The organism is Ruegeria sp. HKCCD8929, from assembly GCF_013031405.1.
GTDB lineage: Bacteria > Pseudomonadota > Alphaproteobacteria > Rhodobacterales > Rhodobacteraceae > Ruegeria.
This window is the reverse complement of sequence record NZ_WPZY01000051.1, coordinates 1-19,546: the sequence shown is the minus strand read 5'-3', so window position 1 is coordinate 19,546 and position 19,546 is coordinate 1. Positions and strand designations below refer to the sequence as shown.

Genomic DNA, 19,546 nt, shown 5'->3' with positions numbered 1-19,546 from the left:
GGCACACCTATGCCTCCCATGCCATCATGTCCGGCGAGACCCTGTCGATGACCGGAAAGCTGCTGGGGCACCGCTCTCCCAACAGTACTGAGCGGTATGCACATCTCGATGCGAAGTACCTGGAACGTGCAGCCGAGAAGGTGTCAAAGAAGGTGGAAACGCTTATGGGTGGGTGAAACACAATGCCAACGGCTGCTGCCGCCGTAAGCCTTGGGTGTCTGGCGGCGGCAGCAAGGGCGGATAGCAAGTGCGCTCATTTACCTTGATACCACCATATGTCATGAATGAGCGCATCTTCGAACGCTTATACTCAAGCAAGGCTGGCGGTATTCCAACGCCAGCCTCCTTTTTGGGGTGGTGCCGATTTTAGTGCGATAAGACCGTTGTCCTGCCTGCCCTGTTGCAATCCGGGACGACGCACGGCATTCAACCCGTACATTCGTGTCGCACCCGATCCATAGGGCACGAATGAGGCGGGGTGCCGGGAAACCGGGCGCCGCCGTCCACGTCGGCGGAGAGTTGAGCCTCGCGATTTTTCGATATGCCAAGAACGCCGACTCTCGCCGCAGTCGCAGCGTCGATTGAATTGTTGGCAGATATGCACACAAATCGGAATTTACAAGGTCTCGGGGCGGCCCAAGGGCATCGTTGGACTGCTGCCCACGATGCCGCAGCACAGCCTGTCTCGCTGCCAAAACGTCAGTCAGCCATTTGCCGAAAAGTACTATTTTCGTTGTAATGACAAAATTTTGTTGAAAACAGCAAAATACCCCTTACTTTTTCAATGGAATGGAGTGAGTCATGCTGTTCAAGGTAGAAATCGAGAATTTCCTATCGATCGCGGAGCCTGTTTTGATCGATCTTCGAGCTAGAAAGGGTATGGACGATGTCCTCGGACGGCTGTCACCCATCTACAAAGGATCTGATGAACGCGCTCCGAATGTTGTGGCGCTATTTGGACCCAACGCTGCTGGCAAGACCAACGTGCTTCGGTCGATAACGTTCGCCGCTTGGTTCACCACTAGCAGCTTTGATTGGCAGCCGCATGCTCCGCTGCCCTACGAGAAGTTCGGGTCGAAAGAGAAGATTGGGGAACCAACGCGTTTGGCGTTCAGCTTCGCCGGGTTTGTCGACTTCTCAAATCCAACTGAGGATGGTGCCCAGTGCCCATATACCTACGAGGTGGTTCTGGGGCCTCGCAGGACATCGGAAGGGGACGGTCTCGAGGATGAAGTTCTCGTCGAAAAGATCAGCTACCAGCCCAAAGGGCGTGGCAAGCCGATGACGATATTGGAGCGGCGCGGGCGGGAGATTGCTAAGTCTGCCTCAGGCCTTATCGATAAGGGCACGCGGACAGCTCTGGAGTCGGTTCTGCATCCGCGAGCGAGCATAGTTTCGACACTCGCAAGACTGAACAATCCTGTAGCGAAAAACTTCGTCGCATCAGTCTCGGCCATCTACTCGGATATATTCATCGAGAAAGTGCTGATCGACGACAGGGAAGTTGCGAAGTTTTACCATCAGCAACCAGGAGCATTTGAGCTCCTGAAAGACGTCTCGGGCCGAATTGATTTGGGCATCGAAGACATCAAGGTTGTGGAATACCTCGATGATCTATCACTTCACTTTCAACATTCTGGCCTCGACCAAATCATCCCGTTGCGGAGGGAGAGCGAGGGGACGAAGAACTTCGTCAAGGTATTCCCTCATATTGTGCAAGCGCTAGCCATTGGCGGTATCGCCATAATCGACGAGCTGGACACAACAATTCACCCGATCTTGCTACCGGAGATCTTGCGGTGGTTCGGAGACGACAAACGGAACCCGAATGGCGCTCAGCTGTGGATGACGTGCCACTCGGCGAGTCTGCTGTCGGAGCTTACAAAGGAGGAGGTCCTCTTCTGTGAAAAGGACCAAACGGGCAACACGACCGTGTTCAAATTGTCAGAGATCGAAGGCGTTCGCCGGACTGAGAACTTCTATGGGAAATACATGAGCGGCGAGTATGGAGCCGTTCCCGTGATTGGGTGATGGAACTGAGTTGATCAGGGGACGACGGAAATCAATATTTGTCGCCTGCGAAGGCGAAAGCGAGCAAGGCTACGCGGCGATGCTGCAAAGCTTCGCAGAGGACGGCGGTCTGCGTGTCCACCTCGATCTGAATGTACCGGGGAGGACGGGCAACGCTCAGAAGCTCGTGACAAAAGCCATCGCAATCGCTCAGAAGAAGCAGCGGGGCAGGAGCAACAAGTACTCGTCGAAATACATAGTCCTTGATACCGACTGGTTGAGCGCCGTCAACGCCGAGAACATAAGGATGAAAAAGGCGGCCGCGCAGGCTGGGTTTGAATTAGTCTTCCAGGATTGCTGCTTTGAAGCGTTTCTGCTTCGGCACTTTGAGGAAACCAGAAACGCAGCACCACCAAATGCGGCCGAGGCGTTAAAACAGTTGTCGAAAGCTTGGGAGGGTTATCGAAAGGGCTTGTCGGCCAAGGATTTGATGAAAAAGCTCAATGCCAAGATGGTCAGAGCTGCGGCCACGAGGCCGCAAAACCGCGACTTCAAAGGGCTTCTGCACGATATTGGCCTCCTCTAATTGGAGGCACAGCTCAACGGTGCGAGGTGCGGATGGAGTATCTGAGTTGTACAACCGCTGTCGTTGGGGCCTTTGATCATCCAGTGGCGGCACCGGCAAATGCGGTAGGCAAGCGCGCTCAATTACCTTGATCAATGCAATTCAAGAAACAAACGGGTAAGAGCCCAGGGTATTGTTCCATTATTTTGGACAGTATTATGAATGCGCCTGTTCTCCTACAAACTCACCTTTAGCATGCATATGCGTAAATACCTGCCATTGAACTCCAAAGCCATTGACTATTGGCCGGTATTAAACAACTAATACCGTTTAGAAGGCTGAAGTTAAGGAATTTTTCATGAAGCGTGTTCTGTTTGCTGGTTTTGTTGGGTTGCTTTTTGGGTCGGTTGCAATTGAACGAGGACACGCGCAGGACGCCCCACAATATGCCAGTTCCAAAAACCTTGAGGTTGCGGTGCCCAATGACGTTTTGTCAGATGGGAGCTTTCGGTATTCCGTCCCGATCGACGTGCCGTCGTTTCGTGGACTTGAGCCGCGCCTAGCTCTAAACTACAGCTCGTCCTTCAATGGCCGCGGCTCCCCGGATGCAGTACTTGGCGTGGGTTGGCGACTGGGTGGGTTGTCTTCGATTGAACGGGTGTCACTGGGAGGCGGTGCGCCGACGTTCAGAAACAAGCAGGACATTTTTCGTCTGGATGGCGAAGACTTACTGCTGTGCAATGATGCGGCAGCAACGAACAAGCTGACCAGAGATTATCCCAGTCAGCGCAAGACCAACCGGGCCAGTGCAAGCTGCTCGTCGGGGGGGCATTTCGTTACGTATAGCGACAATTATGCAAAGATAAACTTCAGTCAGCACAAATTCTATGTCCGGGCCAAGGACGGCACTTTGCGTGTCTACGAGTCCATGGAAGACCTGTCGGGCATCACGACGGTGGAGGATTCGGAAGAGAATTTCGTTCTGGACCACAGCCGGTTTCTGTTATCGTGGGTCGAGGATCTGAATGGCAACAAAGTTGTTTACCAGTATGCCTTTGCTGGCAATCACAATGGATATGCGCCTCGGCTGACGGACATCCATTATCAGTTGCCGGATGGGCAAAAGCTGTACCGCGTACTTTTACGGTATCAGAGTGTCTTCGAGGTTGCGTCCGAGCCGTCCTACGCAACGGGTACCGGGTTAACCGGTAGACAATATTTCCGTATCAGCAGCATTCAAATCCACCTTAGTTCTAACAAAATTCGTGCATATCAGCTGGATTACAACGTCAGCGGCCAGACCGATGTCAGTCGGCTCGCAACCGTTCGCCGTTATGGCGCAGGCTTCGAGGTTGTGGACAATCGGATCGCAAGCGGACCGCAACTCGGGCAGCCTTACCGGTTCACCTATTCGCCGGACGCGATGTCCTTCCTATGGCGGATCAGTGGCGACAAGGTGTTCAGCAACACCGAAGCTGTCACGGACCTGGACCAAAACGGCTTCCAGGAAGTATTTGCTTGGAATGGCGGCAGAATCTGGGGTTACCAATTCAACAAAGACCGCGCTATGGTCGCGCGAACCCTGCCTCAGCCGCTTAGAGAGATGAAGGGGTCGGAGGCTTCTCTTCCTGTAAAGACAGGCACATATTATTACGATGTCTTTAGAACATTCTCACGATACCTGCCGTCATCCAATCAGACTCATTACTACTACGACCGCTGGGTGGTGCGGAAATGGCAGGAAGACGGATGGATGGAGTCCAAGAGCAAGATCAATTCTGCCGTCAGAGGTGTTACACCGGGGACATCCGAGAGAATAACACCGTTTCCTGATATAATTGGGAACTTCGATACAGACTATAAGCTCGAAGCAATCGTAATCCCCGAGCATGAACCCGATCCGGACAAACCATTTGAACCCAAACCGAACAATTGGCTGTATCAGATTGGTGATGATGGAGTTCTGATCTCAAGACGGGAACTGCTAGCAAACGGACCCTACGTTGCCGATATCGATGGCGATGGCCAGAATGAGATTTTCGGGAAAGTCATAAATGGCGGTAATGATTGGGAGTATTGGGACCCTCAGATCGACGGAAACTTCACCAAGCGCGTGTTTCCGAACCCGGTCAAGCGCTACAAGGATGCACATCAGGTTCACAATATTGGCTTTGGTGATTTTAATGGTGACGGCGCACAGGATATGGTGGTTTTTGCGCAACTTTCCAACCAGCCAAGGGGAATTCGTGTCCACCTGTCGAAAGGCAAGCATTTCCATTCCAATGGCACGGAGTGGTATCCCGCGAGCGAAGGGATTGGCGACTCCGGTTGGCTAGGCGTCAACCTTCAAGTCCGGGATATGAACGGGGATGGCCTGGCCGATGTCGTAATCGCGGAGAAGTGCCGCGTCAACTCCACGCATTGTCAGAAGGACAAATGGCGGTCGCATCCGTTCATCTCGACGGGGACTTCCTTTTCACGGATGAGAAACGGTCCAAGTGGTTCGGCAACAAGCTATTGGGGTAACTTTGCAGGTGTATTGGCGGATGTCGACGGGAATGGCATTGGGGATATCGTTGGCAAATATGACAACGGCATCCTGTTTGGCAAATACGAGCCGAAAAGTCTCCTGACATCTGTTAGCGAACCTACTGGCGGCAAAGTGACTGTACAGTACAGACCGTCTGCGCATTTCAACGACAACAAGGTGCCGCGCTCCTACCACGTGGTGCGACAGATCACGCGGTCGAATGGCTTTGATGGTCAGAACCGGGTGACCGATTACAGCTATGTCGGTAACCGTTACGACTATGAACGGCGGCGGCCCTTGGGATACCGGACTGTAACCGCCACCCTGCCTGCGATCGAGGGTGAAGCGGAACGGCCGCGGCTGGTTACAACCTATGTCCATAACTATGACAAGGGCCGGGCGAACCTAGCGCTGCGGGGCAAGGTCAAGTCGCGCACGTTGTTCGTTGGGACCACCACGTGGTGGCAGGAGATCAACGATTGGACCGCAACCGGCCTGAACAACAAACCGCAGCGGACCCAGAAGACCAAGACACGGGTAAAGGTTCGAAACGGGTCGTCCCTGCTCGAACGCACGACAGAGTATCGGTTGAACCTGTATGGCGAGCCCAGAGAAATCATTGAGTTTGGTTTGCCTGGGTTCAAAGATGACCGGATTATTCGGTTCAACTACAACCCGAACCACGGCAAGTACATCGTCAACAAACCGACGTATCGGGTCGTACAATCGGGTTCGGAAGTCTCCAGTGACAAATCAACCTGGCTAGAGGGCGAATACTACCGCTACGACGGAGAGCCCACATTCAACGGCAATCCGCCAGTTCGCGGGCAACTCACCGATGTTCGATTGTGGATGGGTGAGAACAACCTGAACCAAAAGATTGTCCGCCAGTACACCTATGACAGCTGGGGCAATGTCCTGACCGAGACAGACGCCAAGGGGCGGGTGACCAGTTACAGCTATGACGGTCACAAGCACCTTTTCCGAATTCATACAACAAATGCAGCCGGTCAGGTGACCACTACCAATTGGGACCATAGTTGTCAGGTCCCCGTGAAGCAAACCGATGCGAACGGCTTGGTCACCGATATCAGCTATGACGCACATTGCCGGGAAATCCTGACCCGCAACCCGAACGGTCATGAGATCGCAACAAGCTATCATTCCTACGGAAACCCGACGGCACAGCACAATAAAACCCGTGCCCGTTCTGCATCCGAGGCGAGCGGAGCGCAATACACCGAAACCCGGGAGTTTTTTGACGGCTTTGGCCAGATCTACAAAACAACCGCCAGCGGCAGCACCAGCGACATCAATGACGCGCTTGTGACGCTGACTGAGTATGACCGCCGGGGCAATGTCGCCTGGTCCAGCATTCCGATGGACTGGCAAAACGCGCTCGACAATCATGCGGCAGCAAATCGGCGGACAAGTTACCGCTATGACACGCTGGGACGGATGACGAAAGCCACCGCCCCGGATGGCACCTATACCACCCGCCTCTACTACGCCTCCAGTGGACTTACATCATACAGAACCGGGCAGAGCACATCGTTTCCGGGCGTCGAGACTAAAGATGCCGACTGCTACGATGGTGATACATCCACGCTCTGCCGCTGGCAACGCAACGTCTATGACGCGCGCGGAAACCTGATCCTGAGTTTCCGGGAAGATAATGCTGGAACCGACGTCGGATCATCCACGGTGCGGCGCTACACGCACTACGGTTATGATCTGCTGAATCGCTTGGTGGGCGTGCGTGACCCGAACCGTGCAGAATGGACCTATACCTATGACGCCTATGGCAACCGGCTGACGGCTGACGATCCCGGGCTGGGTCTCTGGACCATGACCTATGACGCCACCGACAATCTGGAACGGCAGACGGATGCCAAGGGACAGACCATCGCATATACCTATGATGCGCTGGACCGGGCTCTGACCAAGACAGTGGCCGGGCCGGGACTGGACAATGTGGTCACACGCTACACTTACGACCAGCCGCGCGGCTCCTTCGCCAATATCGGCCAGCTGACCCGGGTCGCAATCGACGGCACGCATGCCATCGAGTATGACTACAACAATCAAGGCCTGCTTGCGGAAGAACGGCACGAGATTGATGGCTCCACCTACACTCTGGAGAATGAATACGCGCCCAATGGCACACTGTTGCGCCGGACCCTGCCGACGACACCGGGCCAGACCACAACCGCGTGGACCGATCCCTTCGCTTATGATGCCGCGAACCGGCTGACCGGCTTCGGCCCGCATATCACCGGTGTCACCTACGACTTCTGGAGCAATACGACCGAGGTCACCTACGGCAACGGCCTGCGGGCACTGAACGAGTTCTCGTTTGGGCGCGGTTGGATGGACCGGGCCGAGGTACGCGACAGTGCCGGGGCAACCCTTGCCAAAACGCAATACACCCGATCGGCGACCGGCCGCGTAACGCAGCAATGGACCACTCGCGATCAGGGTAATCTCGACTACAGCTATGACTACGCCGGGCGCCTGCTGACGGTGACCAACCGAGACGGCGCGACCGAGTTCGATCAGACGTTCACCTATGATGCCGCGGGCAACATGCGTTCGAACAGCCATGTGGGCGATTACAGCTATCTGCCCGGCACCCACCGGCCCACCACGGTCGCGGGGCAGGGCCTGAACTATGACGCCAACGGCAACATGACGCTGGGGCTGAACGGCAAGGTGATGAGCTATGACGGCGAAAACCGTCCGCTCAGCGTCACTCATGCGGGCCGGACGACGTCCTATGTCTATGGCGCCGACGGTACCCGGTTGAAAAAGATCGAAGAGACGGGCACCGCCAGCGAGGCCGTCACCGTGACCTTTGGCGATGTCGAGATCCGCAACTTCGGGCAGGGCGCTGCCGAAGAGATCGTGACCTATCCGCACCCCGACGTGCGGCTGGTGAATGGCGCGGCAAGCTATATGCACCGCGACCAACTGAGCTCGGTGCGGCTGATCACCGGGGCCGACGGGGCCGAGGACAAGCGCACCGTCTACCACCCGTTCGGCCAAACCCGCGATTGGATCTCGGACGCGGCGGCAGCGGAGGAAACCAAGGGCTTCATCGGCGAGCGCTACGATGCCGATGCCGGCCTACAATACCTCAACGCCCGATACTACGACCCCGAACTTGCCATGTTCATCCAACCAGATTGGTTCGAAGTGACACAGCCAGGTGTGGGGACAAACCGATACGCGTACTCCGCAAACGATCCTGTGAATAAGTTCGATCCAGGTGGGAATGTATTCGGTGACGGGTTGCGTGATTTTTTTAGCGGTCTTTTTGGAGGTAATGAAGGCACACGCACTCAAGCCCAAGACCGTATCCGGGGCGCTCAACAAATCATCGATGATACTACTGCAGACTATATTAGCGGCAAGCTAGATGCCGCGATTGCCCAAGATCGCATTTGGGAGCAGGACAAGGCGATTGAAGAGGAGATTGGACGTCTAAATCGAATTGGTAAGCCTGGGCGTCAAGCTCTGCATGCTTTGGTCGAGGCGGGTATTGTTGGCGTGACGGCAGGTGGCTCTATAGTTCCGAAAGGACGCCTCGCGGCGCCGGTGGGCGTTTCTGCTAAAGCCTCTTTGGCGCAACCATATAAATCTGTCAGAGGGCATCATATACACCAGCAGGCCGCTTTTCGCGGCGCCAAAAATTATGACGCCAATCAGGCGTTGTCGTTGAGCATTGATGCGCTAGAAGCAATTGGAGCAAAGAAACCCCATATCGGGAAAAACTCAATCACTACTACTCAATCACGGTTGCAGAGACAACTGCGTGACTCTGGGGCGCCCAACAATATGGCTGCTCAGACTAGGATCGCTGCAGAAACGTTGATTGATGCCGGTGTGAATCCAAGTCTTGCGAGAGAAATTGCAGTTCGAAGTGAACTGAATATTATAGGGCAAGGTGTGCGTGCTCCAACAAGGATTCCGGGAAGATGAACATGGGTGTACAAGAAGAGATCGGTAAGGATTTAGTAGAAAGTGTTCTGAATCAAGTTTTGCGGATATATTCTGGTCCACTTAATGATGAAAATCACCCTTTGCGCCAAAATGAGACTCTAGGGCCACTACTTAGAAAGTTAGACGGAGCTGATACCCAGGTTTTGCTGGAATTGATCGAACACAGCTCAGTGATGGTTATGCACGCACTTTTGAACCATCTAACTAATTTTTGCAGCCCTGATGTTGGTTATTCTTTTGAAATTATGGTCGTACAGGAAGGCGGCAATGCCACATCATTACTAGACTATTTTGATGACCCTGGAATGGAATTGGTTGCAGAAGGTGGTTGGGTCGATCAGTTTTGCAAGCCAACCTAGCTTTTTTGTTCTGAAAATGTGCAACAGCACTCTTCAGGAAGTCGCTAACACGGGTGGGTAACGAAGTTATTGTGAGGCGCCAGGCTTTAGATCGACTTTTAACGCGCGGCCATGGCTCCCAGAGCCCTTACAGAGTCGGCAACCTATCCCTTTGCATTCATTGCAATATGCAACTTCCAGTTCCTGCCCCAGCACTCCCTGCAACACATCCTGCACCAAAAACTCATCCACTCCCAAATCCACCAGCCGGGTCACCGCACCGGCAGCAGAACTGGTGTGCAACGTTGACAGCACCATTCGCCCCACCAGCGCCGCGCGGCAGGCGATCTCGGCGGTCTCGGAATCCCGGATCTCGCCCAGCATGATCACATTCGGGTCCTGCCGCAGGATCGACCGCAGCGCATTGGCAAAGGTCAGCCCGATCTCATCATGCACCTGCACTTGCTCGATCCCGTCGAGTTGATACTCCACCGGATCCTCGACCGTGATGATCTTGCGCCGGGGCGAATTCAGGTGCGTCAGCGCGGTATAGAGCGTCGTCGTCTTGCCCGACCCCGTGGGGCCGGTGACCAGAAACAGCCCGCTCGGCTGTTCGATGATCTGCTTTACCTGCGCCTCGATCTCGGGCTCGAATCCCAGCTTGTCCCACCCAAGGCGCAGCGCGTAGGGGTCCAGAACCCGGCACACGATGCTCTCGCCCTGTTCCGTAGGCAGGGCTGAGACCCGGAAATCAATCACCCGCCCTCCAATGACCGAGCTGATCCGTCCATCCTGTGGCAGCCGCCTTTCGGCCACGTTCATGCCCGACATCACCTTGAGCCGCGCCATGACCGAGGTCGCGTTGATGTGGCTGACCCCGGATTGCGTGACCAGGATGCCGTTGATGCGAAACCGCAGGCCCAGCCCCTTGGCCGTGCTGGAAAAGTGAATGTCCGACGCCCCGACGGCCACCGCATCATTCATCTTTTCTGCCACGAATCTGATGATCGGCCCATCCGCCTGGCTCGCTCGCCATGCGGACTGATCGCGGGCCGTGACATCCTCGGACGTCTCGGCCTCGGCCCGCCGGGTCGCCGTTTCAAGACATTTCCGGATCGCATGCGTCGGCGCGATCAGGAGGCGGACCGGTTTCTCCAACTGGAACTCAACCTCTTCAAGCACCGCAGCGTTGCCCGGATCGGCGGTCAGCAGTGAGGTTTTACCATCCTCGGACGTTATCGGCGCAACTGCGTGCATGTCGAGATAGCTGGCCCCAAGCTCGGCAGCAGCGGTTTTATCCACAAACAACCGGCCCGGGTCGTCGATATAGGGCAGATCCAGAACATCCGCCAATGTCTTTAGCAACTGCCCCTCTTCGATGAACCCAAGCTTGAGCAGTGCACGATCGAGCGGGATCTTCTCCAGCCGCGCGAGTTTTCGCCCGCGCGCGACAACGGCCGTTTCAATGGCATCTTCACTCTCCAACCGCCTTAGAAGTTCTTGTTCAAAGTCCCCGGGGTGTATCGACACTGGTCATTCTCGAAAAAATTGCAGATAAATAACTTACTATCTTATGTCGCGACATAGCCAAGAGCTTTGATGCACACCAATTTGTCAATGCCGCATCTGCGCCACGCGCTGAACCGCCTATTCGTTCATACGCAACGGATTGTTCCGTTCTGGGTCTTTCAACCCGGATTTCGTCCCGATGGGATCAGGCGCATCGTCCTTGACCGCGCCGATGCGCCTTTGCCGGGTGATCTGAAATCCGGAGAGGTTGTGAATGTATCCCTGAACCGGTCCGCCTTTTTGGTGAAGGACATCAATCTGCCGTCGAAGGTCGGTGGCAAGGCCGTGGCGGCCGCGGAACTGAAGCTAACACAGCAGCTCCCAAATCAGGGTTCGGGCATGCTTTGCCGACTTGGCAACTTTGAACGAGCTGGTGATCAAATCACGCTGACGGCATTTGTCATAAAGCAGCGGGCCGTTGACCAGTTGTCCGACCGTTTTCACCGGCAGGGCGTTCTACTCAGAACCCTGCGCGTTGACGGAATGTCGGGTTGCGAGCCGCTAGTTGACAACCGGCGCATGACCGATCGCGCTGCCGTGAGTTGGATGGGGGGAGCCCTGTTGGTTGTTCTCGCATTGTGGTTGCTCCACGTACTCCATGTCAGAGCAGACAACGCCCGGGCGGTTGAACGGATTCAGGAACTTGAAAGTGCGAAAATAGAATTGGCTGAACGTGCTGTGGAAATTTCTCAGGCGAAGTCGTCTCAAGTCGCCAATCATCAGAGGCTGACCGAGGATCTGAACCGATTGAAGCAGGGGCGGGGCAGAACAAAACTATTACTTGAATTGACCGAAATCTTGCCAAATGACACTTGGCTGACGGAGTTTAATCTAGCAGCTCAGACATTGAGGATATCCGGGCACTCAAGCCACGACATTCCTGAACTTATTCAATCACTACTCTCACAAACCTGGGTTCAAAGTGCCAAACTAGATGGGCCCATCGTAATGGACAGGTTAACAGGACAAAGTCGTTTTGATATCGTTCTGGGCCTGCAAGCAGAATGAAACCTCTGATCGTTGCCGCAACATCCTTTGTACTGGTCGCGGGGGTGACCTTTCTGCTGTTTGCAGTGACGACTTACCCCATGGGTGATCAATTTCGGGTCAATTCCGATCGATTACGTGCGGCACAGCAGGCTTTGCACGAGGTTCGGCTGCGACTCTCTGAGATCGAAAGCTCGGCTGAAAGTTTGCCGAACATCGACCGCGTTGCAACTCTCGCGGAGAACCAGCAACAGGCTGAGATCGATCTGCAGGAGGATGTGCTTCACATGGCGAACGAAGTGGACCTGCGGCCAAATGCGTTTGGACAAGATAGCAGCCCACAAGGCATGGGCGCGCGTTCTGCCGGGTTCTTCGTTGAAACGGAGGGGGCCTTTGAAAACGTAGTCGCGTTTCTCAGCGAGTTGGAACGCGCAAACCCTCCGATTGCCGTGGAAAAGATATGGGTGAGGCGCTTGTCCCCCAGATTGATCGAAGGTGTTGAAACGCCTGTATTCGCCAGGATTTCAGTCTGGAGATATTGGGTGGAGGGAGAGCAAGGGACATGATGCGGCTGGGTCGGTTACTCCCATCAATTGCTTCATGTGCGGTTATACTTGGTGCCATGTTGGCTTCTCTCTTTGTCTCAGGTCGGGCGCAACCGAACATTGATAAACCCATTGCGGTGTCTGACGAGCCAGTTGAGCCCAGAGCAGATCGGGTGGTGAATGCACAAGACGATGAGTCTGAGCTGCCGATTTCCACAACGCATGTGGTAGAAGCGCCGCTCTTCTCGCCAACGCGCCAGCCGATCAAGTCAAATCCGCCAGACACAGAAATGCTGATCTCCACACCTCTGCCACCGGAAAGCTCAGAAGAAAATGAGGAAGCCCTTGAACTGCGGTCCCCTCCAGTACGTCCTAATGTGCGTCTATCCGGCATTAAGTTTGAGGGTGAGGCGGCCTCGGCCTTGATTAGCACCGATAAAGAAGCCGAAAGCCATTGGCGTGAGGTCGGGTACACCTTTGAAGGGTGGAAACTCACGAAAATTAACCGAAATAGCGTGACTTTCGGCGCCGACAGGCAGGAATTTACTGTGCATCTTTTCGAATAATCTCTATAGTTGGTCCAAAATAAAAAGCGCTCTCACGCAATTACAGGCCGGCATGTCAAAAACACTTCTCGGGAAAGCAATGATCGTGGTTTGCGCGTTCGTCGTTTCGGCTTGCGATCCGGAGACCGGACCAAGCTCCGGACGGTTTGGAGCCGACGGCCCCGTGAGTTCCCAAGGGTCGCGTGGCTTCTTTCAGTCGTTCAGAGGGGAAGATCAGCATCGTCCGACTTCACTGCAGCGCGGAACAGATACATTTGTGAACTCCGCGTCCCGGTCGAGCAAAGGACGTTCTCAAGCTATTGTGGTGCCATCAGGCAAAGAAAAAGTTGAACTGAGCTTGGTAAATGCAAGTGTTGAGGCTGCAGCAAAGGCTGTTTTGGGTGACACGCTGAACATCACGTATGCAGTATCCGATCAGGTGAACGGCCGGATCACCATTCAATCGACGGGCCCAATTCCTAAGCAAGCCTTGCTCGAACTTTTTGAAGCTGGGTTGGCGGCAAATGGTGCAAAATTGGAACGCTCTGGCAACGTTGTGAAGGTGGTTCCGGGAACATCGGGAAATCGAACGTTTCGCCTTGCCTCGGACAATTTGGGCGATGGGGCCTCGATAGTCGTGGCTCCGCTTCAGTTCGTGTCAACCGGAGAGATGATCAATCTCCTTGAGCCCTTGGTTGAAGAGGGGCTGAATCTTGTAGGGGACAGAAGCCGAAATCTCCTGCTGATGAGTGGAAATCCGCAGCAACTGGAAGCTGCGCTCGATGCGTTGAATCTTTTTGACGTGGATGTTCTGGAAGGTAAATCCATTGCTCTGGTGCGCCTGCGCTCAGCAGATCCGGATGCGATTGTGGACGAGCTTAATACGATTTTTGAGACCAAGGAGGGCGGCAACCTGAACGGTGTGGTTGAGTTTGTGCCCAACCAGCGCCTGGGGTCCGTTTTGATTATCACGTCCCGAAAGAAATACCTGGATCGAGCTCAGAAATGGATACGCGATCTGGACCGGACGGCAGAAGGGTCGTCCCTCTATCTTCAAACTTACAGCTTACAGAACCGTAGCGCGGAAGAGGTTGCGCCCATTCTGAATGACCTGCTGTCGGGAAGTACTGATAGCAGCAAGAACGGGAAAGCGGGTGAGAGCAAACCTGTTCCCACACCAGGAAAAGAAGTCGCTGCGCGCGTTGCTGCGGATAACAGCCGGAATGCCCTGATTGTCCGGGCCAGGCGGCCCCAACATCTGGAAATCCAGGCCTTGCTGCGAGAATTGGATACAGCGGCGCGCCAGGTTCTGCTGGAAGCGACGATCGCTGAAGTGACGCTAAACGACACGGTCGACGTTGGCGTGCGATGGTTCTTTGAGGCCGGAAACTGGGATTTTCGGTTTTCGGATCTGGACTCAGGTGCGGTGGCAGGAACCAATCCCGGTTTCACAGCGGTATTTGGAACTGGCGGAGCGAAAGTGGCCCTTTCGGCACTGGCAAGTGTTACCGACGTGAAAGTGATTTCCTCGCCAACACTCATGGTGCTCGACAACAAAGAAGGTGTGCTGCAGATCGGTGATGAGGTTCCAATTGCTACTCAGACGTCCAGTGATACCTCGGAGGGGTCCGCCGTTCTGACGCAAATCGACTATCGAGATACCGGTATCATTTTGCGGGTGAAGCCGCGCATCGGAAACTCCGGGCACGTGACCATGGATATCACCCAGGAGGTCAGCGATGTCGCGGAGACCCGGACATCTGGAATCGACAGTCCAACGATCAGTCAAAGAAAGGTTCAAACCAGTGTTGTTCTCTCAAACGGCCAGACGCTTGCGCTCGGCGGGCTCGTCAAGGAGGGTGATAACTTGACGCGCACGGAAGTCCCGGGGCTTGGAAAGGTTCCGGTTGTTGGCGGTTTGTTTCGGAGGAAAGAGAGTACAAAGAAACGGACTGAGTTATTGATTTTGATCCGCCCGCAAGTGGTCCACAATGCGCAGGCGGCGAGCTCGGCTACGGCTCAATGGCGAAACAAACTATCCGGCGCGAACTCCATTCTTCAAAATGGCCTCGGCAGCCCGAAACACACCTTGGACGAGGTCCTTCGTTAATCCCAAAATGCCACGATACTCGTATAGCGGTATAGCCGAGAATGGATCGGATGATAGCGGAACAGTGGTCGCCGCAAGTGAGGTGCAGGCGCTGAACATCATCGAAGCCACCGGGACCACCATTTACGAGCTCAGGCCGGAGGGCACCGGCAGTTCCTCTAAGCCGTGGTACACCAGAGATATTTCGTTCTCCTCAGGCAAGTTTTTACTAAACCATCAGGCATCTGCAGCGGAGTTGATGGCCGTCGTTTTCCAAGCACGTATTCCATTGGCTGATGGTTTGCGCATTTTGAGCGAGAGTGTCGATAGCCCAGCCATGCGGCTGCACTTTGAACGAACAGGGCAACTCGTAGAAGATGGGGTGCCTTTTACAGAAGCGTTTCAGACGGCGGGAACAGGTTTTTCGCCGATATTCTGCTCGCTCCTGAAGGTCTCGTTCGAAGCGAATAAACTGCCTGATGCTCTGGGCGGACTGGCAAAGTACCTCAGAAACCAGGCGAAGTCGCGTGCACAGATCTTGGGTGCGCTTGTTTACCCGGCGATATTGATTGTTGCGGCCGTGGTTGTGATCCTTGTCTTTTCTTTTGTGGTGGCTCCTTCACTGGAGCCAATATTCAGATCTGCAAACGTGGCGACCCCGTCCGCGTTGCGGGCCTTCCTGGCGCTTCGCAGCGGTTTAACCGAAGCCTCACTTCTGGTTATCGGTAGCTCTGCTCTCCTTTTGGGGTCTGTCACAGTTCTGCTCTCTAGCGAGAGTGGGAGGTCGATCCGCCTGGCGCTGCTTCACCGTATGCCGGTCATACGTGGCTTGCTTCGCAGGTCTGCTCTTATCCGTGATATCCGTGCCCTACTTGTTCTCCTTGAGGGAGGTATTTCACTTCCAGCAGCCTTTCGGGAGTTGTCGTCATCTGCCGACGAGCGTGCAAGCGGTCTCTACGCCACTCAGGCTTTTGAAGAACTGCAGAAGGGCGGAAGAGCCTGGCGCGCAATAGAGAAAGCCCCAACCACCCCAAATGTTGTCAAGGAGCTGTTTCGGGTTGGGGAAGAGACCAACAGCCTAGTGGAAGCACTGTCGCCGCTTGCCGAGTTTCTGGAGTTCCAGCAAGAACGACAACTCCAGCGGATGATAGGATACTTGACACCCATGATGACACTTGTGCTGGGTGGCGGTATCGGTGTTCTCATCTATTCAATCATGAGTGCAATATTGCAGGTCAATGAGTTGGCGTTCTAATGGATACAATCAATGACACGCTTCTTCATCCCAAACCTGGAGTGTTTCATTGAACCTTCGGCGCGTTGACAGAGGGGCGGGAAGAAAAGGCCGAAAATCTGGTTTTGCACTGCTGGAAGCAGTGATCGCACTTCTGATCATAGCAATGGCGATCAGTGTTGGGTATCTTGCGTCTATCCAATCCCTGAAGCGACAAAACAGAGTTGAGTTGGATCTGCAGCTACTCCAGTTCGCACAGGCTATCGTTTCAGAATATACCGTCACAAGGTCAGACGCTTTATTGACCGGGTCCTACCGGGAGACCTGGTCCTGGCAAATTGAAACAAACACCCAAAGTCACCCTATTCTCGACGGTGAGTCATACCAGGAAGTCAGCGTCGCCGTATGGGCCGTTGGCCGGGATCATCAAAAGGTGACTGTCATCAGTGCACTACCAGTGGGAGACTGAACAGTCAGTGCAATCCATGCGAAAACTTAACAGTGGAGTGTCTCTGCTCGAAACGATGATCGCGCTCATGGTGATGGGGTTCATATCCGTCATGATCGCTTCTTCGTTTGGGTTTTATGGGAAGGTCTTCGACAGAGATGATGGCCACGAGCGTTTCATTGGCTCGGCAATTGCGCGCAACGATTTGAGCCAGTGGGTCCGGTTGATGCCCGGCGCGCCATCAATCGATGGGGTTGCGTTCGCTTTGAAGGGCAGTGCCACGCGGATGGAGTTCGCAACCGTCACCGACATTGGAGGATTCTGGGTTGGCGGCGCGACACTCGTGTCCCTGGAACGTCACGAAAATCAGTTGCTTGTGTCAGCTCGCGGAGCGCTTCCTGACGGGACCAGCCATGAAGTGCAGCCCGTGATCTTCGACGGTGCGACCGATCTCCGGATTAGTTACTACGGCACGCTGATCAGTAATCATTCAAAAGAATGGCAGTCGAGCTGGGAACATCCTGTTCAATTGCCGGATCTAGTGAAGATTGAGGCAAATGGAGACGATGGTCCGATGGTACCAATCGTTCTACGACCCGGGTTAAATGAAGATCAGAGACTCAGGTCGCTGTCCTCTCCTGCGCCACCGGGCTGACTGTCACGCCCCAGTGAGTATATGTCGAATGCTCCGTCGTTTCCCGGGTAGCGGTACAAATAGCGACGTCCCCATGGATCGATCAGATCTTCGTTACCATCGACGTAAGGTCCGCGCCAATTGGGCAGGCTCTGTGAAGGCTCCAGCAGGGCCACGAGGCCCTCGGCGGCGTTTGGATAACGCCCGTTGTCGATGTAGAAGAGTTGCAAAGCGCCTTTTAAGTTCACCATCTGTGTTTGCGCGACAGATGACTTCGCGCGGCCAAATGTAGCCATCAAACGGGGGGCGGCCAAGCCAATCACCAGCCCCATGACGGCCAACACAACCATTATCTCAAGAAGTGAAATCCCGGCGTTTTTTGCGCGGCGATCTTCCCTGGGCTCTACCATGAACTTTCCTGCAAAATTGGAGCGAAACCATGTGTCAGGAATAGGGCGTATGCCAAAAATGGCGCAAAGGGAATGCCTGACTTTCCGGCCCTTGGGGTGTTCTTACGAGCGAGAAGCACGGCAATAACTCCCGAGAGCGATCCCAGGACGATCACCAGACCAATTGCCTCAAGTCCAACGCAAAGGGTCGAAGCGCCCAAAAGCTTTACATCTCCCAGGCCGAGGCCGTCTTTTCCTGTCCAGCGAAAGAACAGCTCGCTGGCACCCCACAGGAATGAACCAACTACAATCGCTCCAACGACCGGGATCAATGGGTCATCGCGAACGATCCAAAGACCTACGGCGGTCACACCGACAACAGCTAAGTCGGGTACGATGAAATGGCGAAAATCAGCAGTTGAGATCCATACCAGCAAGGGTACAAGTAATATGAGGGTGGTCGAGCCTGATCCGCTTGCCGCAAAACACCAATAGGTGAGGAGATACAGCAAAGTGAAGCTGACGATCGCCCAATTCCAGTGCACTAATGTTCGCCTTCGCAATTCTCGTAAAGGCATTGTCCTGGTGCCTGTGATTGTCGCCGCAATTCTTATAACGGGCGTCGTTACACTTGTGCAATCTCGCAGCATGGCTCGGGTTACCGTTCTCGGTCACCTCTCGGCCGAATTGCACAGACAGATTGAATCTGATGCTGTACATGCGTTGCTCGCACCGGTGGTGTCGCGAGCATTTGTGGAAAGTGTGGATACTCGGTCCGCTTCCATCCGATTGGATGGCACCCCGATCACGTTCGAATTCGGACAGCATAAATGGCACGTGAGCCTGCAGGACGTCGAGGGTCTTGTAGATATCTACCTCGCCGACCCGAGGGTTCTGCAAGCCGCTGGGTTGGACGCTGTTCAGGTCGACGTGTTCCGCCGAAGCCTGCCCGAAGGGAAACGCTTTGCAACGGTGGAACAAACTTTTGCCCATCTGGATATGACAGCCGGAGCAGCGGAATTTGTGACACAGAGCGCTCTGTCAGGGAGAATTAATCTGGAAACTGTTCCATCAGGCTTAGCTGGTTGGGCCAAACAGTTACCCCGCAACTTGATACTGTTTTCCCAGCCAACAACAGTTCGGGTCGGCGTAAGGCCGGGAACTGGAATCGAAGCACAAAATTTCTAAGCATCCAAGCGGCTTTAGGATTCCGTAATCAGTGCCCCTGGGCCTGATCCCGAACAATTCGTTGCTGCAAACCTAAGTTGCCGAGTAGCTATGTGCCAAATATCAAGATTGGTCAGCACGAATTACATTAGGGAAGGCGTCCCCATTTTAGTCATCTTCACCGATTTTGACGGGCATCAAAACAGGCTTCCGCCATCAGCAAGACCATCTCAATTGGACCGACGCGGTGCAATTCTCCAATGTGTGGACAACCTCAAACGGTGGACGGGAAGCGCGGATTCCGGTAGTTCTTTTCCTGAAGCAGAGGATTTTGGAAGGGTCCGGAATTTTCAGATCCCACATATGGGCGAGTTTTTCATTGATCAACTGGGCTTTGTGGCCCGCCATATCGAAACTGGCCTTGCAGCCCTGCTGCGTGTGACCTTCCCCCCGATTTTCGGGCCATTGCGAACTGGAATTTTCCACCTTTGAAT

The 19,546-nt window shown here is 54.5% G+C and carries 16 protein-coding genes; 12 read left to right on the top strand and 4 right to left on the bottom strand.

The features are described from left to right. Positions 1-801: 801 nt before the first annotated feature. From GOX53_RS26760 to GOX53_RS26745, 4 genes are all read left to right on the top strand, one after another. On the top strand, positions 802-2,031 hold the full coding sequence (locus GOX53_RS26760; protein ID WP_171181846.1) for an ATP/GTP-binding protein: 1,230 nt from the start codon (positions 802-804) through the stop codon (positions 2,029-2,031). Next, complete coding sequence (locus GOX53_RS26755) at positions 2,024-2,596, top strand: RloB domain-containing protein (RefSeq protein WP_171181844.1); 573 nt, start codon at positions 2,024-2,026, stop codon at positions 2,594-2,596. The genes GOX53_RS26760 and GOX53_RS26755 overlap by 8 nt, the downstream gene beginning before the upstream one ends. A gap of 337 nt (positions 2,597-2,933) precedes the next feature. Further along, positions 2,934-9,086: an RHS repeat-associated core domain-containing protein gene (locus GOX53_RS26750; protein WP_171181842.1), complete on the top strand. Its 6,153-nt coding sequence runs from the start codon at positions 2,934-2,936 to the stop codon at positions 9,084-9,086. A 2-nt stretch (positions 9,087-9,088) separates the two neighbouring features. Next, positions 9,089-9,466 (top strand): hypothetical protein, encoded by a 378-nt coding sequence (locus GOX53_RS26745; protein ID WP_171181840.1) that lies wholly within the window; start codon positions 9,089-9,091, stop codon positions 9,464-9,466. Between the two features lie 66 nt (positions 9,467-9,532). On the opposite strand, the gene GOX53_RS26740 is transcribed toward GOX53_RS26745, so the two are convergent. Further along, the gene (locus tag GOX53_RS26740) at positions 9,533-10,930 is read right to left on the bottom strand and encodes a GspE/PulE family protein (protein ID WP_171181838.1); all 1,398 of its coding nucleotides are present in this window, start codon (positions 10,928-10,930) and stop codon (positions 9,533-9,535) included. A 114-nt stretch (positions 10,931-11,044) separates the two neighbouring features. On the opposite strand from GOX53_RS26740, the gene GOX53_RS26735 reads away from it, so the two are divergent. The 7 genes from GOX53_RS26735 (at position 11,045) to GOX53_RS26705 (ending at position 17,517) form a co-directional block, all read left to right on the top strand. After that, positions 11,045-12,022 (top strand): PilN domain-containing protein, encoded by a 978-nt coding sequence (locus tag GOX53_RS26735; protein ID WP_171181836.1) that lies wholly within the window; start codon positions 11,045-11,047, stop codon positions 12,020-12,022. After that, on the top strand, positions 12,019-12,567 hold the full coding sequence (locus GOX53_RS26730) for a hypothetical protein (protein WP_171181834.1): 549 nt from the start codon (positions 12,019-12,021) through the stop codon (positions 12,565-12,567). The genes GOX53_RS26735 and GOX53_RS26730 overlap by 4 nt, the downstream gene beginning before the upstream one ends. After that, the gene (locus tag GOX53_RS26725) at positions 12,564-13,112 is read left to right on the top strand and encodes a hypothetical protein (protein WP_171181832.1); all 549 of its coding nucleotides are present in this window, start codon (positions 12,564-12,566) and stop codon (positions 13,110-13,112) included. Before GOX53_RS26730 ends, GOX53_RS26725 begins: the two co-directional genes overlap by 4 nt. A 52-nt stretch (positions 13,113-13,164) precedes the next feature. Continuing rightward, the gene (gspD, locus tag GOX53_RS26720; RefSeq protein WP_171181830.1) at positions 13,165-15,201 is read left to right on the top strand and encodes a type II secretion system secretin GspD; all 2,037 of its coding nucleotides are present in this window, start codon (positions 13,165-13,167) and stop codon (positions 15,199-15,201) included. A 64-nt stretch (positions 15,202-15,265) separates the two neighbouring features. After that, positions 15,266-16,435 (top strand): type II secretion system F family protein, encoded by a 1,170-nt coding sequence (locus GOX53_RS26715; protein ID WP_171181828.1) that lies wholly within the window; start codon positions 15,266-15,268, stop codon positions 16,433-16,435. A 49-nt stretch (positions 16,436-16,484) separates the two neighbouring features. Beyond that, positions 16,485-16,883 carry a type II secretion system protein gene (locus GOX53_RS26710; RefSeq protein ID WP_171181826.1) on the top strand — a complete coding sequence of 133 codons (399 nt, stop codon included), beginning with the start codon at positions 16,485-16,487 and terminating at the stop codon, positions 16,881-16,883. 16 nt (positions 16,884-16,899) lie between these two features. Next, positions 16,900-17,517, top strand: coding sequence for a hypothetical protein (locus GOX53_RS26705; RefSeq protein WP_171181824.1), 618 nt, complete (start codon positions 16,900-16,902; stop codon positions 17,515-17,517). On the opposite strand, the gene gspG is transcribed toward GOX53_RS26705, so the two are convergent. Beyond that, complete coding sequence (gene gspG / locus GOX53_RS26700) at positions 17,475-17,906, bottom strand: type II secretion system major pseudopilin GspG (protein ID WP_171181822.1); 432 nt, start codon at positions 17,904-17,906, stop codon at positions 17,475-17,477. The two genes, GOX53_RS26705 and gspG, sit on opposite strands and share 43 nt — an antisense overlap. Then, positions 17,900-18,430, bottom strand: a complete 531-nt coding sequence (locus GOX53_RS26695) for an A24 family peptidase (RefSeq protein ID WP_171181819.1) — start codon at positions 18,428-18,430, stop codon at positions 17,900-17,902. Before GOX53_RS26695 ends, gspG begins: the two co-directional genes overlap by 7 nt. Between GOX53_RS26695 and GOX53_RS26690 the strand changes: the two genes are divergently transcribed. Beyond that, complete coding sequence (locus GOX53_RS26690) at positions 18,399-19,073, top strand: hypothetical protein (RefSeq protein ID WP_171181818.1); 675 nt, start codon at positions 18,399-18,401, stop codon at positions 19,071-19,073. The two genes, GOX53_RS26695 and GOX53_RS26690, sit on opposite strands and share 32 nt — an antisense overlap. Before the next feature lie 195 nt (positions 19,074-19,268). Here the strand turns inward: GOX53_RS26690 and GOX53_RS29630 are convergent. Beyond that, a partial coding sequence (locus tag GOX53_RS29630; RefSeq protein ID WP_217351958.1) for a hypothetical protein occupies positions 19,269-19,546 on the bottom strand: 278 nt, incomplete at its 5' end.